The organism is Amycolatopsis sp. NPDC051102, from assembly GCF_040682815.1.
Taxonomy (GTDB): domain Bacteria; phylum Actinomycetota; class Actinomycetes; order Mycobacteriales; family Pseudonocardiaceae; genus Amycolatopsis.
Window position 1 is genome coordinate 110187 of the sequence record NZ_JBFBBT010000011.1, and the last position, 14647, is coordinate 124833.

Here is a 14647-nt window from a genome sequence, read left to right on the forward strand (position 1 = left end):
GCAGGGGGCACGGCGACCAGGAGGCTGCAGTGCGCTCGAGCGGATCGGCGGTCCCGGTGGAGGACACCGTGCACGCCCTGCGGCGGCTCGCGCCCGGCGCCTCCCTGCGCGAGCCGGCGACGCCGGAGCTGCGGCTGCTGGCGGCGGCGTTGCGGGACTGTTCGCCGGCCTCGCTGGCTTCGCGGCATCCCGAGGCGGTGGCCCGGGTGGTGCTGGGCGCGGAGCTGCGGGCGCTGCGGCGGGCGATGACGGGGTTCTTCGGAACCGCGGGCCCGGCGGCGGCCCGGCTGGTCCGGGCGGCCGGTTTCGGCGCGGGGCCGGTGCGCGAGCGGCTGCGCGGCGAGCCGGGACTGCGGGCGGCGGCGCTGAGCTGGGCGAAGGTCGGCGGTCACCGCATGCTGGCCGGTGAGCTGGGCGGGGTGCCGGTGGCGCCGGGGGAAGAAGACGGGCGGGTGGCGGCGGAGCTGGCCGTGGCGGCGCTGCTGCCGTCGGCCGACGCCGGGGACGGCGGGCGGGAGGTCTTGCTGCTGGGGGTAGATGACGCCCCCGGCGCGGGCGGTTCGCCCGAGCACGCCGGAGACGTCGATCGGGCCGGCTCGCCGCCGGGGGCGGCCGGGCGTCCTGGCCGCGATGAGGGCCGGACCGACGACCCGGCCGGCCTGCTTCCGCGCTCGGAGGCCGGCGGCTCCAGCGCCTTCCTCGACGTCCGCTCGGTCCGCGTCGGCCGGCGCGGGTTCCGCGTCGACGTCCACGCCGATCCGCCCGTCGAGCTCCTGCGCGACAGCGCCGGCCTCACCCTCCGGGCCCTCTGGTGGAACGGCCTCGGGCGGGTCGCCGACGACCTCGGCCACGAATACCTCCTCCTCGCCAAGGACGCCGACGGCGCCGGGACCGTGCGGCACTGGTGCCATCCCCGGCCCGCGCCCGGTGCGCGCGTGCTGCGGCTGGAGTCCGCCGGCTACCGCGGGGAGCGGCTGCGGCTCGACCGGTCCTCGGCCGGGTCGTGCGCCGAGGTGCTCGTCAAGCTCGAACTCACCGTCCGGCTGGGGGCGTGAGGCTGTCCGGGGCGAAGCAGACCTGGTCGCGGCCGTTCTCCTTCGCCAGGTAGACCGCCGCGTCGGCCGACTGGAGCAGGCGGTCCAGGTTGTCGCCGTGCCGCGGGTGGCGGGCCACGCCGATCGACGTCGTGCGGTCGGCGATCGTCGCCGGGTCGCCGCGCTTGTCCGTGGTCACGATGTGCAGCTTGGCGATCGCCGAGCGGATGCGCTCGGCCGCGTCCCACGTCGCTTCTTCGTCGATGTCCGGCAACAGAACGAGGAATTCCTCACCGCCGAAACGGCCCACCAAGTCGGTCGGTCTCGTCACTTCGTCGAGGGTTTGCGCAACGGTGCGGAGCACGTCGTCGCCCGCCGGATGTCCATAGGTGTCGTTAATCCACTTGAAGTGGTCGAGATCGACCATCAGCAGGGCCAGCTGATCACCCGATCGGGCGGTCCGTTCGAGCGCCCGCTCCGCCGACTCCGACCAGCCGCGCATGTTGAGAATGCCCGTTTTCGGGTCCGTCCGGACGTCGTTCTGGAGCTGATCGAGTTCCGCGAGGCGATTGAAGACCACGGTGGCCACCGCCATCACGACGACCATCGGCGGGACGACGGCGAGCAGGATCGCGGTCACCGCGCCGAGGCCGACGGTGACCGCTTCGAGGAGGTTGTCGGCCGGGCTGCCCAGGACGTTACGGAGGGTCGGCTCGGACGAGAGCCCGAGCGCCAGTGCGCCACCGACGTAGAGGATCTGGATCGCTTCGTAGACGACACCGGTGAGCACGATGGTGCCCGCCTCGTGCCAGAAACCGCCCCAGCCGGGCTGCCCGAGCAGGTGCGGCCCGAGTGCCCCGTACGTCAGGTGCGCGACCGCGCCCGCCAGGCCGTGGGTGATCGACGAGAAAATGAAGTTGTGGGCCGGCCTGCGGGCGATGAACCAGTGCTGCAACCGGATCAGGAAAACGACGAGCAGAGTGAGCGGTACCGGCAGGATCAACGCGGCGGAAAACGTCCAGACGGCGGTCAGGTCGATCAGGACTTTTTTGGTCCGGTTGCGCCGCCGCTCTTCCTGCCGCTGGGTCAGTTGGATGTGGACGGTCGCGCCGCCCGCGAGGATCCCGAAATTGATCCAGTCGCGATTACCGGGCACCCCGGAATGGACGAAGGAAATCGCGAGGACGGCGATCGCGAGCACTTCGAGGCCGAGCATGAACGCGATCAGCACCGGCGGGCGGCGCCAGAGCGCCCAGTTGCGCGGCCGGTACGGGTGGTCGCGCCCGGCCGGGCGGCCTGCCGCTTCGGCGTGCGCGGTCACCGGCGGGTGCGCGGCCGGGCCCCGCGCCCGCGGGGCGGCCGCCCCGCCGTCGGCGGCGGCCGGGTCGTCGTCTGGTCCGGGATGCAATTGGTCACCTCCTTTCCAGCCTAGCTCCGGTCTTGAGTAATCTCATCGGTACCTGCCAGAGTGTTGACGCATTCCGTGGCCGGGTATCATCCTTCACCAACAGAACCCCGCGTTCGTGGTCGAACTGACCGTCGAACGCGGCTCAATCGCTTGTTCGTGCTTCGCTTGACGGAGGTGGCGACCCGATGTCGAACCGCGACGGCTGACTCGGACGCGAATTGCTCGCCGTCCCCAGCTGAATGTCATTCATGATCTTGCCCTGCACGGAGAGGTGGCGACCGATGTCGAACCGTGACTGCTGAATCCCGCGCGAAAACCCGTTCATGACGGCCCCGGCCCCGGTTCCGCACTCCCGACCCGGCGCCAGGACAACGCGACCGGGACGGCCACGAGCAGTCCCACCGCCCCCGCGAGCGCAATGGTCGCGTTCGCCGATCCCAGGCCCTGCGCGACCAGCCCGCCGATCCCCACCCCCACGCCCTGCGCGACCCGCAGCCCCGTCCGGTAGAGCCCGCCGGCGCTGCCCCGGATGTCGTTGGGCACCCACGTGATGAACGTGGCCGTCACCGTGATGACGTACGCGCCGGTCGCCCCGGCCAGCGCCAGCAGGACCAGCGCGACCGCCAGGTTGGGCTTCAGCGCGAAGGCCGCGAGCGCGGCCAGCGGCAGGGCGGCCAGCACACCCAGCAGCTTGCGCCGGTGTTCCGTCGAGACGAACCGCGAGAGCAGGAACGTCCCGACGACGAAGCCCAGCGGGTCGGCGGCCAGCAGCCAGCCGACCGCCTGCTCACCCGCGCCCAGCTGCGCCGCGAGCGGCGCGGCCAGGCCCTCCGGGATCACCGCGAGGCCGACCAGCCAGGACAGGTAGAGCAGCACCCGCAGCCGTTCGTCGCCGAAAACCTGCCGGACGGCGCCGAACCACGGGGCGCCGCCCGCCCCGGCGGCCGGCCGCCGCAGCACCAGCAGCCGCACGGCGACGGTGGCGATCACGAACGTCAGCGCGTCGATCGCCAGCGCCCACGACGTGCCGATGCCCGTCACGAGCAGGCCGCCGGCGGCCAGGCCGGCCAGCATCGCGGTGTTGTTCGTGATCCCGCGCAGGTCCTGGCTCTGCAGGTAGACGTCGTCGTCGGCGAAGATCTCGCGGCCGAGCGCGTTCTGCGCCGCGTTGCACGGCGCGTTCGCCAGCCGGGCGAAGACGAAGAGGACGAACAGCCAGCCCATCGGCATCCCGGGCACGGCCATCAGTCCGATCAGGACGGCCTGCGCGAACGAGCCGGTCGCGAGCACCGCGCGCCGCGGGTACCGGTCGGCGAGCTGGGACAGCCCGAGCCCGCCGGCGAGCGCGGGCAGGAACGTCAGGGAGTAGACGACCGCCGACAGCAGCGGCGACCCGGTCCGGTCGAAGATCAGGATGGCCAGCGCGACGATCGTGAGCTGGTCGCCGAGCATCGACTGCGTCTCGGCGAACCACAGCGCGCGGAACTCGTGGTTGGCCAGGACGGCCCGGAGCCGGGGTGTCGCGTGCGTCGTCACCTCGTCACCGCCGTCCCCCGATCGAGTGAAGATGGACCGTGCGCATTGTGCCTCGCCAGTGACGACCCCGTCCGGCGGAGTCACGGTCCACCACCGGAAAGCACTGACAGTATGCCGCCGGTCACGCCGCGGTGTCACCGGAACGGCCGCCAGTCACCCCCTCGTGACCGGCCCGCGAGTACCTCCGGGCTGATCGAACCAGGCTCGCTCGGCGCAAGGCGGCGGCCGCTCGTCGTGGCGCCGATGCCGGGTTGGACCGAATGGGCGAAGACTGGACACAGAGCCGGCCGGGGTGGACGGACCGCGCGCCGCCGGCGCCGTAGATCGGGGAGAACGATGGACGGGTTGATGCAGGGCAAGGCGGTCGTGGTGACCGGGGCCGGGCGGGGACTGGGCGAGGCGTTCGCGGTGCACGTCGCGCGGGCGGGCGGGGCGGTGGTGGTCAACGACGTCGACGCGGAGCTGGCGGAGCGGACGGCGGAGCACATCCGGGCGCACGGCGGGCGCGCCGTCGCCAGCGGGCACAGCGTGGCCGAGGCGGGCGAGGCGCAGGAGATCGTCGACCTGTGCGTCAAGGAGTTCGGCGGGATCGACGGGCTCGTCAACAACGCGGGGCTGAACTACGAGGCGCTGCCCTGGGAGGACGACGCCGAGCAGGCGCGGGAACTCGTCCAGGTCAACGTCCTCGGCGTGGTGAACACGGGGCTGGCCGCGATCAAGGCGATGGTCGACGCGGGCACCGGCGGCTCGATCGTCAACATCTCCTCGGGCGCTTCGCTCGGGCAGCGCAAGCTCGGCGTGTACGCGGCGAGCAAGGGCGCGGTCGCGTCGCTGACCTACTCCTGGGCGCTCGACCTCGAAGACGTCGGGATCCGCGTCAACGCCGTCTGCCCGCTCGCGCACACGCGCATGGTGTGGAAGTCCGAACGCTCCCTGCGCGCCTGCCCGCCGGACCGCACGCCGGCGCGGATCGCGCCGGTCGTGCTGTTCCTGCTCGGCGCGGGCTCGCACGGCATCACCGGGCAGATGATCCGGTGCAACGGCCCGCAGCTGCACGTCATGGGCCAGCCGTTCCTCAAGCAGCCGATCCTCGAGCGGCCGGTGTGGGACACCGAGACCGTGCAGAAGGCGTTCGACGAAGTGTTCTCCGCCCACCTGGAGAACTACGGCCTGGAGAAGCGCGTCCCGCCGCGGCTTCGCAAGTGGACGGAGTCGACCTCGCCCCGCACGGCTTAGGAACCGGCGGCCGGCTCCGGGTCGCGGGTGGCCGCGTAGAGGGCTTCGATGTCGGCCGAGTAGCGGTCGTTGATGACCCGGCGCTTGAGCTTGAGCGTCGGGGTCAGCTCGCCGGATTCGGGCGTCCACGTCTTCGGGAGCACGTGGTAGCGCTTGATCTGCTCGATCCGGGCCAGCCTGCTGTTGGCCGACTCGACCGCCCGTTCCAGCTCGGCGCGCACGGCCGGGTGGTCGGCGAGCTCCTCCGGTGCCGCCTCGACGCCGTTCGCCGCGGCCCAGCCGGGGGCGATCTCGTCGTCGATGACGATCAGGGCCGTCACGTACGGGCGGTCGTCGCCGATCGCGACCGCCTGGCCGATCAGCGGGTGCTCCTTGAGCAGGCCCTCGATCCGGGTCGGCGCGATGTTCTTGCCGCTCGAGGTGATGATCAGTTCCTTCTTGCGGTCGGTGATCGTCACGAAGCCGTCTTCGTCGATCGTGCCGATGTCGCCGGTGGCGTACCAGCCGTCGGCGTCGGTGGCGTCGGCGATCGTGCCGTCCTCCTGGAGGTAGCCCAGGAACACGATCGGGCCGCGGACCAGCAGCTCGCCGTCCTCGGCGACCTTCACCTCGACGCCTTCGAGCGGCTTGCCGACGGTGCCCGCGCGGAAGTCCGAGCCGGAGTTGGACGTCGCCGCGCCGGTCGTCTCCGACAGGCCCCAGACCTCGCAGATCTCGATGCCGAGGCCGGCGATGAAGTAGATGATCTCCACCGGGAGGGCGGCCGCGCCGCTGGAGGCGACGAGCACCTTGTCGAGCCCGAGCAGCGCGCGCACCGGCGCGAGCGCGGCCTCGTCGGTCTGCCGGATCTTCTCGGCCAGCTCGGCGGGCACCGGCTTCCCGGCGCTGCGCAGCTTGTAGCCCTGCTGCAGCAGTTCGTTCGCCTGCAGCAGCGCGGTGCGCCGGTCCTCCGGGACGCCGGCGAGCATGTTCTTGAGCCCGGCGACCATCTTCTCCCAGACGCGCGGGACGCCGAAGAAGCTCTGCGGGTGCACCTTGCCGAGCGCCCCGACGACGCCGGAGGGGTCGGCGAGGGTGTGGACGTGCCCGGCCCAGACGATCGGCAGGTAGATCGACAGCTCGCGCTCGGCGATGTGCGCGAGCGGCAGGTACGCGATGTTCGTCGCGTGCATCGGCGGGTGGTGCAGCTCGGTGACCGCGTACGCCTGGTGGATCGCGTTGCGGTGCGAAAGCACGACGCCCTTCGGGTCGCCGGTGGTGCCGGAGGTGTAGATCATCGACAGCGGGTCGTCCGGCTTGATCTCCCGCCACGACCGTTCGAACGCCTCCGGGTCGGCGGCAAGCGCTTCCCGGCCCCGGGCGCGCAGGTCGGCGAAGGAGAGGAAGCGGTCGTCGCCCTCGGGGATCGCGGCCGCGTCCAGCACGACGATGTGCCGCAGCGCCGGGAGGTCGCCGAGCACCGGCCGCCAGCGCGCCAGCTCGTCCTCCCCGCCGAGCACCACGACCGGCGCCGCGCTGTGCCGCGCGACGAACCGGATCTGGTCCGGGCTGAGGGTGGCGTAGGCGGTGCACGGGATCGTGGACAGGTGCGCCGCGGCGAGGTCGGCGATGATGTGGTCCGGGCAGCCGGGCGCCATGATCAGCACCCGGTCGCGCGGGGCGAGCCCGAGCCCGGCCAGCCCGCGGGAGACCTCGGCGATGGCCGTGCGGAACTCCAGCCAGCTCAGCGTCGGTTGGCCTTCGATGTCGAGCGAGGTGATCGCCGGCAGGTCCGGGTAGTCGACCGCGTTGCGGTGCAGCAGCCGCGGGATCGTCTGGCCTTCGGTCTGCTCGGCGACGGACGGGGTGGTCAACGCTGGCCTCCTCGGAGCTCCGGATGGCCACACTGTAGGGGCTCCCGACGCAGGGGGATAGAGAATCGCGGCCACGTCAGGTGCCCCCGTCGAACCGGACATCCCGGTCAGGTCCCCACGACTGTCCACTGTGTACACGGGCGTCCGGGCGGGAACCGCGCTTCAATGGAGGGACCACGGGACGCCAGGGGGAACCGATGACGCGGTCGGCGCGCGAGCTGCTCGAAGAGATCCAGGCCCGGCTCGCGCCGCGCGACGGCGACAACCGGCTCGTGCCGCTGATCACCGCGGGCCGGGCGCCGCGCGCGGTGTTCGCCGCGCTCGCCGCCGAGGAGAAGCTGATCACGCTCAGCGACTGGCGGAGCTTCCACGCCTTGGCCGCGCGGGCCGACGAACCGCACGCGCGCACCTTCTTCGGCGGGCTCGCCCCGGGCGAGCAGCAGGCGAACGGGATGCTCGACAGCTTGCTGGCGGCGACTGGTCCGGACCATGGGAAGGAACGCCCGCGCGCGGGCTGCCAGGCGTACCCGGCGTACGTCGCCTGGCTGGCGCTCAACGGGGAGTCGTCGGCGACCGCGGCCGGGATCTTCGCCAACTTCTCCGCCTTCGGCCGGTATTGCCGGGACGTCGCGGCGGGCATGCGCGCGCACTACGGCTTCACGGACGAGCAGTGCGCGTTCTTCGACTTCTTTGCTGCGGACGTGCCGGAAATAGAAGAACAAGCGCTCGCCGCGATCCAGGCCGGGCTCGACGCGCGCCGGCTCGACGAGCGCGAGGCGCGCCGCTGCGCCCGGCTGTTCCAGAGCTACGAGCTGCTGTTCTGGAACACGCTGGCCGACGAGTTCCCGGGCTGACGCGCCCGCCGGTCCCGCGGAACCGGTACCGGAGCGGACGCAGCGTGATCCACCGGCTGCGGTTGCGGAATACCGGGATTTCCGACCTTCTCCCCGGTGAATCCGTGGCCCGGTGTGGAAATCTTGCCCATTCCGCTTTTCCGGGGCTGTCCACTCCGGACGAAGCCGGGCTTCGGGGGTGTCCACACTGGGCCGTGATGTTTGTCACCGAACGATCCGGCGCTGTCGTACGTAGCGGGGGCCGGCCGGCGCCCTCGCCGGAACCGGGAGCGCTTCCAATGCTCACATCCGGATGGGAACGAAAGCCGCCCTGCGACGAAAGTCACGACTTGCGGTGGTGGACTTTCCAAGCGCAGGCAGTGACTGTGGACGGATCACGGTTCCAAGATCACGTTCTCGCCACGGACTTGACGCGCCCTGGAGGGCTGCCTAACGTCGTCGCGGGCGAAGCAGACCACGGTGATGTTGATCCGGCTGGTCGGAATCCGGGTGCAGACCACCTCGGGCGACCCGAAACCATGTACTGCCGGAAGGAAAACGGACCCAGGTGAAGCAGATTTCTCTTCGACGCAACCGGGGATCCTCGATTCGGAAGCGCGTGCTCACGATCGCGCTCATCCCCAGTGTGGCCCTTCTGCTGGTCGGGGTGGCCCTGGCGGGCTACCTCATCTACGACGCGGTCACCGCTCGCGATTACACCAGCCGGATCCGGAACTCGGAAGCCCCCGCGATCCCGTTCTTCGCCGCGCTCCAGCAGGAGCGCCAGGCGACGCTGAGCCTGCTCGCCGGGCAGAGCAACCAGCGTGCCGTGCTCGCGGCCGTCCGCCCCAAGACGGACGCGACCGCCGCGAAGGAGATCGAGAACCTCCGCGACAACTTCGCCGATTACGACAACACCCCGGCGAGCGTGCAGAAGAACATCGCCACGTTCTTCGGGCTGTTCCAGCAGCTGCCGCAGACCCGGCAGGCGGTCGACAGCGGCCAGATGCAGATCAGCCAGGCGTTCAGCTACTACAACAAGCTGTTCGACCAGTTCACCGACGGCGTGGCCGGGCTCGCGCAGAACGCGCGCGGCGCCCAGAACGCGTTCGACCGGCTGACCGCCATCCCGCTGTTCACCGCGGCCGACGCGATGCAGCGCAGTGACGCGCTCGCCGCCGCCGGGCTCGCCGCGGGCGGCCTCACGAACGACGACTTCCGCGCCTACGTCAGCCAGGTCGGTGCCTACCACGCCCAGCTCGACGCGTCGGCGCCGAAGATGATCCCCGACGTCAAGGCGAAGTACGACCAGCTGCTGGCCAGCCAGCCGTGGCAGACGGTGAACCAGGTCGAGACGGCGTTCCTGCGCGGCGACCTGTCGAAGCTGCCGGTGGCGCAGGACCAGTGGCGCGCGGCCGCCCGCCAGGTCGGCGACGCGCTGATGCTCATCTTCGTCACGCAGAGCTCGAACGCGAGCCAGGCCGCGATCAACGACGCGGACTCGACGTTCACCGAGTCGCTGATCGCCGGTGTGATCGCCGTCCTGTTCGCGGTCTTCGTGGTCTTCGTCGCCGTCCGGCTGTCGAACCGGCTCATCGGCCGGCTGCACCGGCTGCGCGAGGACACCCTCGACGCGGCCGAGGTGCGGCTGCCCGAACTGGTCGCCCGGGTCCAGGCGGGCGAGCCCGTCGACCTGGAAGAGGGCGGGCACTTCCTCGACCACGGCACCGACGAGATCGGCCAGGTCGCCGACGCGTTCAACAAGGCGCAGCAGACCGCCATCGCGGCCGCCATCGACGAGGCGAAGACCAAGGAGGGCACCAAGGCGGTGTTCCTCAACATCGCCCACCGCAGCCAGGTCATCGTGCACCGCCAGCTCAAGGTGCTCGACCAGGCCGAGCGCAAGCAGGAGGACCCGGACCAGCTGGACACGCTGTTCCAGCTCGACCACCTCTCCACCCGCGCCCGCCGGAACGCGGAGAACCTGATCATCCTCGGCGGCGGGCAGCCGGGCCGGCAGTGGCGCAACCCGGTCGGGCTGGCCGAGCTGGTCCGCGGCGCGTCCGCCGAGACCGAGGACTTCGCCCGGGTCAAGACGGCGGTGCTGCCGCAGATCGCCATCCGCGGCCCGGTCGTCGGCGACCTCGTGCACCTGCTCGCCGAGCTGATCGACAACGCGACGTCGTTCTCGCCGCCGCAGTCGCGGGTCGAGATCCGCGGCAACGTGGTCGGCAAGGGTGTCGTGATCGAGGTCGAGGACCAGGGCCTCGGGCTCGAGCCGGACCAGACCGAAGAGATCAACGCGATGCTGGCCGCCCCGCCGGACTTCGGGATCATGGCGCTGTCGGACGAGCCCCGCCTCGGCCTGTTCGTGGTCGCGCGGCTGGCCGCGCGGCACGGCATCCAGGTGCACCTGCGGGAGTCGGCCTACGGCGGCACCCGGGCCATCGTGCTGGTGCGCACCGACCTGCTGGCCCCGCTGGCGGAGTCCGAGCCGGAGCAGCCGATCACCCCGCCGAAGCCGGAGCTCGTCCCGAACCCGGTGGAGCCGGAGACCACGGCCCACGACGAGGTCGCGCCGCTCAAGCGGCCGGTCCGCCGCCCGGCCCGGCACCGCACCGAGCCGCCCGCCCGCACCGAGCCGCCCGTCACGGCGCCCGCCGCCGTGACCCCGCCGCCGCCCGCGGCCGTCCCGCCGGTCACCGTGCCGCCGCCGGCCCCGGCGCAGCCGCCGTCGGCGCCGATCCCGGTCTCGGCCGGGTCCGTGTCGGAGCCGGTCAGCCAGCCGACCCAGGCCCAGCCGGTGGTCCCGGTCCGGCCGCCCGCCCCGCCCGCCCGGACCTCGCGTCCGGCCCGCCCGGCGGCGCAGCAGCCGGTGTGGCCGCCGCAGGAGCCGCGGTCCGCGACGCCGGAAGGCCGGCCGCAGCAGCCGCGCCGCCCGGAGGCGCCCGGCCGGCCGCCGCTGCCGCAACGGCGACGCCAGCAGAACCTCGTCCCCCAGCTGCGGGAAGATAAGCCCGCACAGGAACGGGAAGAGGTCCGGCTGGACTCGCCCGAGGTCGCCCGCAGCAGGCTGTCCGCCTTCCAGCAGGGCACCCGGCGGGCCCGTGACGAAGAGTTTCCCGAGAACGACGACAGGTACGGAGAGCGCGAGTAATGGTCAACTCAGGCGCCCACGAGCTCGACTGGCTGCTGGACGACCTCGTCAAGCGGGTCGCCGGGGCGGACCGGGCGGTGGTGCTGTCCTCGGACGGCCTGCTCATCGGGCGGTCGGGCAACCTTTCCGAGGAGGACGCCGAACACCTGTCCGCGGTGGCTTCGGCGTTCCAGAGCCTGGCCCGCGGCACCGGGCGGCACTTCGGCGGTGGCAACGTCCGCCAGACGATGGTCGAGATGGACCACGCGTTCCTGTTCGTGACGGCGGCGGGGCGGGGCGCCTGCCTCGCCCTGCTGGCCCGCGAAGACGCCGACATGGGGCTGGTCGCGTACGAGATGAACCTGATGGTGAAGCGAGTCGGTCAGGTCCTCACCTCCGCGCCCCGCACCGGCGCCGGCGTCCAGCCCACGCCATGAGCGCACGGCACGAAGCCTGGTTCGACGACGAGGCCGGCCCGCTGGTCCGGTCCTACGCGGTCACGGGCGGCCGCACCCGGTCGGACACGCTCGGGCTCGACCTCATCACGCTCGTGGTCGCCCTGCGCACCGCGCACGAAGCGGGCATGCTCGAACCCGAGTACGCGCGCATCATCGCCTTGTGCCAGCGGCCGGTCTCGGTGGCCGAGGTGGCCGCCCGGGTCGATCTCCCGCTGCCCGTGGTGAAGGTGATGCTGAGCGACCTCATCGAGCAGAACCTGGTGCTGTTCCGTACCGCGGCACCGGCACAGGAAACCCCCAACCGACACGTATTGCAGGCGGTTCTTGATGGCATCCGGAAACTCTGACCCCCGGCGGAACCTGACCGCGACCGCGGTCAAGGTACTCATCGCCGGCGGGTTCGGGGTCGGCAAGACCACGATGGTCGGTTCGGTGAGCGAAGTGCCGCCACTGCGGACCGAGGAGGTCATCACCACCGCGTCCGAGGGTGTCGACGACCTGTCCGGCGTCGAGCAGAAGACCACCACGACGGTCGCGCTCGACTTCGGCCGCATCACGATCAACCCCGACCTGATCCTGTACCTGTTCGGCACGCCCGGGCAGGACCGGTTCTGGTTCATGTGGGACGAGCTGGCCGAGGGCGCGCTCGGCGCCGTCGTGCTGGCCGACACGCGGCGGCTCGACAGCTGCTTCGCCGCGGTGGACTTCTTCGAGCGCCGCAACCTGCCGTTCGTGGTCGGCGTGAACTGCTTCGACGGCGCGTACCGCTACGGCACCGAGGAGGTCCGGCAGGCGCTCGACGTCGGCATGGACGTCCCGCTGCTGCTGTGCGACGCCCGCGAGCGGGAGTCGACGAAGCAGGTGCTGACCAGCCTGATGGAACACGTGATGGCGCGGTCCGACCTCGCGGCCGCCCAGGGCGGCTACTAGCCGGACCGCGCCCTGTGCCGCTCAGCGCTTGATGAGGTTGTCGAGCGCGAGGCGGCCCGGGCCGATCGCGGCGAACAGCAGGAAGACCCACGAGTAGACCGCGGCGGGCTCGCCCATGTTCTGCAGCGGCAGCAGGCCCATCGGCGCGTGCACGGTGAAGTAGGCGTAGGCCATCACGCCGGAGAGCAGGAGCGCGGCCGGCCTGCTGGCGAGCCCGACGAGCAGCAGCAGCGCGCCGGCGAGTTCCAGCACGCTGCCCCACCAGCCGGGGAAGCTGCCGAACGGGACGCCGCCGCCGTGGCCGTCGATGCCGCCGAAGAAGCCGAATCCCTGCAGGCCGTGGAAGCCGAACAGGAACGAGAGCACGATCCGGCTCGCGCCGATCACGAGACCGGTGACCTGGGTCTTGGCCGGGGCGGCGGTGGTGCGGGCTTCGCGGGCGATGGTGGTGGTCATTGCGGGTTCCTCCCTGGGGGCTTGCTTGCCTTCTGCCTACGCGTCGAGTGACTTCTCCCCGGATCGACAACCCCGCGGAAAAAACTTCGGCGGGTTTCGGCAGACTGGGTCGATGGCGGGCAAACAGAGTGCCGGGCTCCTGCTCCACCGCGGCCGCGGCGACGACGTCGAAGTGCTGCTCGGGCACATGGGCGGGCCGTTCTGGGCGAAGAAGGACGCGGCGGCGTGGTCGTTGCCGAAGGGCGAGCTCGACCCGGACGAGCTGCCGGAGGCGGCGGCGCGGCGGGAGTTCGAGGAGGAGCTGGGGCTACCCGCGCCGTCCGGGGAGTACGTCCCGCTGGGCGAGGTGAAGCAGTCGGGCGGCAAGGTCGTGACGGCGTGGGCGGTGGAAGCCGACCTCGACCCGGCGGCGGTGGTGCCCGGGACGTTCACCATGGAGTGGCCACCGCGCTCGGGCCGTCAGCAGGAGTTCCCCGAGGTCGACCGGGTGGCGTGGTTTTCGCTGGCGGTCGCCCGGGAGAAGCTGGTGAAGGGCCAGCTGCCGTTCCTGGACCGGCTGCTGGCGCTGGTCAGCGGCTGAGCAGCGCTTCCAGCGGCTTGGCGGTGAACGACGGCAGCACGACGTCGGCCTGCCCGAAGTCGAGCCGTTCGGTGATCGCGTTCGGCACGGCGACGCAGGTCAGCCCGGCGGCCTTGGCCGAGGTGACGCCGTGCGGGGTGTCCTCGAAGGCGATGGTCTCGGTGGCCCCGGCCCCGAGCGCGTCGAGGGCGGCGAGGTAGAGGTCGGGATCGGGCTTGGCCTTGTGGAGGTCCCCGGTGAGGACGGCGTCGAAGTAACCGGCGAGCCCGAGCCGTTCGAGGTGCGGGTTCACCCAGCCCCCGGACGAACTGGAGGCGACGGCGAGCTTGAGCCCGTGTTCCTTGGCCGTCTCCAGGTAGGCGTGGACGCCTTCGCGCGGGCCGAGGGTCTCGAGGAGGGCGTGCACGCGGGCTTTGGTGACCGGCCGCAGTGCCTCGGGATCGATGCCGGGAGCGTGTTCGGCGAGCAGGGCGAACATGGCGGGCGTGGTGTGCTGGGTACCGATGACGGCGTACCAGGCCTCGAGCGGCAGTTCGGTGCCGTGCTCCCGGAAGACCTCCTGCCAGGACTGCAGAACGGCGGACTCGGTGTCGGCGAGCGTGCCGTCGAAGTCGAAGACCAGGGCGCGGGTGGGCACGCCTGCACGATGCCCGGTGGGTGATCGTTCAGGCAAGGGAGTTGTGACGAGCCCGAAAGGCGAGCATCGCCGCTTCCCCGCGCAGCGCGAAGACGACTTCGTCGATGGGTCCCGGTTCGGCTTCGGAGACGGCGGTGAGCGCGATCTCCGCGGCCGACTCGAGGGGCCAGCGGTAGACGCCGGTGGAGATCGCGGGGAACGCGACGGTCCGGGCGCCCAGGTCCCGCGCCACTCGGAGGGCGTTGCGGTGGCAGTCGGCGAGGAGCCCGGAACGGTCTTCAGTGGCCGACCACACCGGGCCGACGGTGTGCACGACCCACTTCGCGGGCAGGTTGCCGGCGGTGGTGGCGACGGCCTGCCCGGTCTTCAGCCCCTTGCCGTAGTGCCCGGCCCGCAGCTTCCGGCACGCGGCCAGGATTTCGGGACCACCCCGGCGGTGGATGGCACCGTCGACCCCGCCGCCGCCGAGCAGCGAGGAGTTGGCGGCGTTGACGACGACGTCGACTTCGAGCGTGGTGATGTCGGCGTCGAGGATCCGGATGCGCATGGG

Annotated in this window: 14 protein-coding genes; 8 read left to right on the forward strand and 6 right to left on the reverse strand. The window is 71.7% G+C overall.

The features are described from left to right. Positions 1-29 precede the first annotated feature (29 nt). Positions 30-1055, forward strand: coding sequence for a hypothetical protein (locus AB0M93_RS28450; RefSeq protein WP_364278350.1), 1026 nt, complete (start codon positions 30-32; stop codon positions 1053-1055). Here AB0M93_RS28450 and AB0M93_RS28455 read toward each other — a convergent pair. Together AB0M93_RS28455 and AB0M93_RS28460 are read right to left on the reverse strand one after the other, a co-directional pair. Continuing rightward, complete coding sequence (locus AB0M93_RS28455) at positions 1033-2250, reverse strand: GGDEF domain-containing protein (RefSeq protein ID WP_364278873.1); 1218 nt, start codon at positions 2248-2250, stop codon at positions 1033-1035. The genes AB0M93_RS28450 and AB0M93_RS28455 overlap by 23 nt on opposite strands. 513 nt (positions 2251-2763) lie before the next feature. After that, the gene (locus AB0M93_RS28460) at positions 2764-3978 is read right to left on the reverse strand and encodes an MFS transporter (protein WP_364278353.1); all 1215 of its coding nucleotides are present in this window, start codon (positions 3976-3978) and stop codon (positions 2764-2766) included. A 336-nt stretch (positions 3979-4314) separates the two neighbouring features. Between AB0M93_RS28460 and AB0M93_RS28465 the strand changes: the two genes are divergently transcribed. Continuing rightward, on the forward strand, positions 4315-5214 hold the full coding sequence (locus tag AB0M93_RS28465) for an SDR family oxidoreductase (protein ID WP_364278355.1): 900 nt from the start codon (positions 4315-4317) through the stop codon (positions 5212-5214). On the opposite strand, the gene AB0M93_RS28470 is transcribed toward AB0M93_RS28465, so the two are convergent. Continuing rightward, a complete protein-coding gene (locus AB0M93_RS28470) occupies positions 5211-7067 on the reverse strand; it encodes an AMP-dependent synthetase/ligase (protein ID WP_364278358.1) in 1857 nt (618 codons plus the stop codon). The two genes, AB0M93_RS28465 and AB0M93_RS28470, sit on opposite strands and share 4 nt — an antisense overlap. Before the next feature lie 197 nt (positions 7068-7264). Between AB0M93_RS28470 and AB0M93_RS28475 the strand changes: the two genes are divergently transcribed. From AB0M93_RS28475 to AB0M93_RS28495, 5 genes are all read left to right on the forward strand, one after another. Continuing rightward, a complete protein-coding gene (locus AB0M93_RS28475) occupies positions 7265-7921 on the forward strand; it encodes a transcriptional regulator (RefSeq protein WP_364278361.1) in 657 nt (218 codons plus the stop codon). Between the two features lie 598 nt (positions 7922-8519). Beyond that, positions 8520-11057: a nitrate- and nitrite sensing domain-containing protein gene (locus AB0M93_RS28480; protein ID WP_364278364.1), complete on the forward strand. Its 2538-nt coding sequence runs from the start codon at positions 8520-8522 to the stop codon at positions 11055-11057. After that, the gene (locus tag AB0M93_RS28485; RefSeq protein WP_020640887.1) at positions 11057-11473 is read left to right on the forward strand and encodes a roadblock/LC7 domain-containing protein; all 417 of its coding nucleotides are present in this window, start codon (positions 11057-11059) and stop codon (positions 11471-11473) included. The genes AB0M93_RS28480 and AB0M93_RS28485 overlap by 1 nt, the downstream gene beginning before the upstream one ends. Beyond that, positions 11470-11841 (forward strand): DUF742 domain-containing protein, encoded by a 372-nt coding sequence (locus AB0M93_RS28490; RefSeq protein WP_308672787.1) that lies wholly within the window; start codon positions 11470-11472, stop codon positions 11839-11841. The genes AB0M93_RS28485 and AB0M93_RS28490 overlap by 4 nt, the downstream gene beginning before the upstream one ends. Continuing rightward, positions 11822-12424 carry an ATP/GTP-binding protein gene (locus AB0M93_RS28495; protein WP_004561734.1) on the forward strand — a complete coding sequence of 201 codons (603 nt, stop codon included), beginning with the start codon at positions 11822-11824 and terminating at the stop codon, positions 12422-12424. The genes AB0M93_RS28490 and AB0M93_RS28495 overlap by 20 nt, the downstream gene beginning before the upstream one ends. Before the next feature lie 21 nt (positions 12425-12445). On the opposite strand, the gene AB0M93_RS28500 is transcribed toward AB0M93_RS28495, so the two are convergent. Further along, positions 12446-12880, reverse strand: a complete 435-nt coding sequence (locus AB0M93_RS28500; protein WP_364278368.1) for a DoxX family membrane protein — start codon at positions 12878-12880, stop codon at positions 12446-12448. 112 nt (positions 12881-12992) lie between these two features. Here AB0M93_RS28500 and AB0M93_RS28505 point away from each other — a divergent pair, with 112 nt between their 5' ends. Further along, entirely contained in the window at positions 12993-13460 is a 468-nt protein-coding gene (locus AB0M93_RS28505) for an NUDIX domain-containing protein (protein WP_364278371.1), read from the forward strand. Here AB0M93_RS28505 and AB0M93_RS28510 read toward each other — a convergent pair. Then, positions 13450-14097, reverse strand: coding sequence for an HAD family hydrolase (locus AB0M93_RS28510; RefSeq protein ID WP_364278374.1), 648 nt, complete (start codon positions 14095-14097; stop codon positions 13450-13452). The two genes, AB0M93_RS28505 and AB0M93_RS28510, sit on opposite strands and share 11 nt — an antisense overlap. Before the next feature lie 28 nt (positions 14098-14125). After that, positions 14126-14644 (reverse strand): O-acetyl-ADP-ribose deacetylase, encoded by a 519-nt coding sequence (locus AB0M93_RS28515; protein WP_364278377.1) that lies wholly within the window; start codon positions 14642-14644, stop codon positions 14126-14128. Between the last annotated feature and the right edge of the window lie 3 nt (positions 14645-14647).

Bases quoted from the DNA above. Each gene is read 5' to 3' on its own strand.
- AB0M93_RS28500 (WP_364278368.1), bottom strand. From the start codon at position 12,880: ATGACCACCACCATCGCCCGCGAAGCCCGCACCACCGCCGCCCCGGCC.
- AB0M93_RS28515 (WP_364278377.1), bottom strand. From the start codon at position 14,644: ATGCGCATCCGGATCCTCGACGCCGACATCACCACGCTCGAAGTCGAC.
- AB0M93_RS28490 (WP_308672787.1), top strand. From the start codon at position 11,470: ATGAGCGCACGGCACGAAGCCTGGTTCGACGACGAGGCCGGCCCGCTG.
- AB0M93_RS28475 (WP_364278361.1), top strand. From the start codon at position 7,265: ATGACGCGGTCGGCGCGCGAGCTGCTCGAAGAGATCCAGGCCCGGCTC.
- AB0M93_RS28505 (WP_364278371.1), top strand. From the start codon at position 12,993: ATGGCGGGCAAACAGAGTGCCGGGCTCCTGCTCCACCGCGGCCGCGGC.
- AB0M93_RS28495 (WP_004561734.1), top strand. From the start codon at position 11,822: ATGGCATCCGGAAACTCTGACCCCCGGCGGAACCTGACCGCGACCGCG.
- AB0M93_RS28485 (WP_020640887.1), top strand. From the start codon at position 11,057: ATGGTCAACTCAGGCGCCCACGAGCTCGACTGGCTGCTGGACGACCTC.
- AB0M93_RS28455 (WP_364278873.1), bottom strand. From the start codon at position 2,250: ATGCTCGGCCTCGAAGTGCTCGCGATCGCCGTCCTCGCGATTTCCTTC.
- AB0M93_RS28465 (WP_364278355.1), top strand. From the start codon at position 4,315: ATGGACGGGTTGATGCAGGGCAAGGCGGTCGTGGTGACCGGGGCCGGG.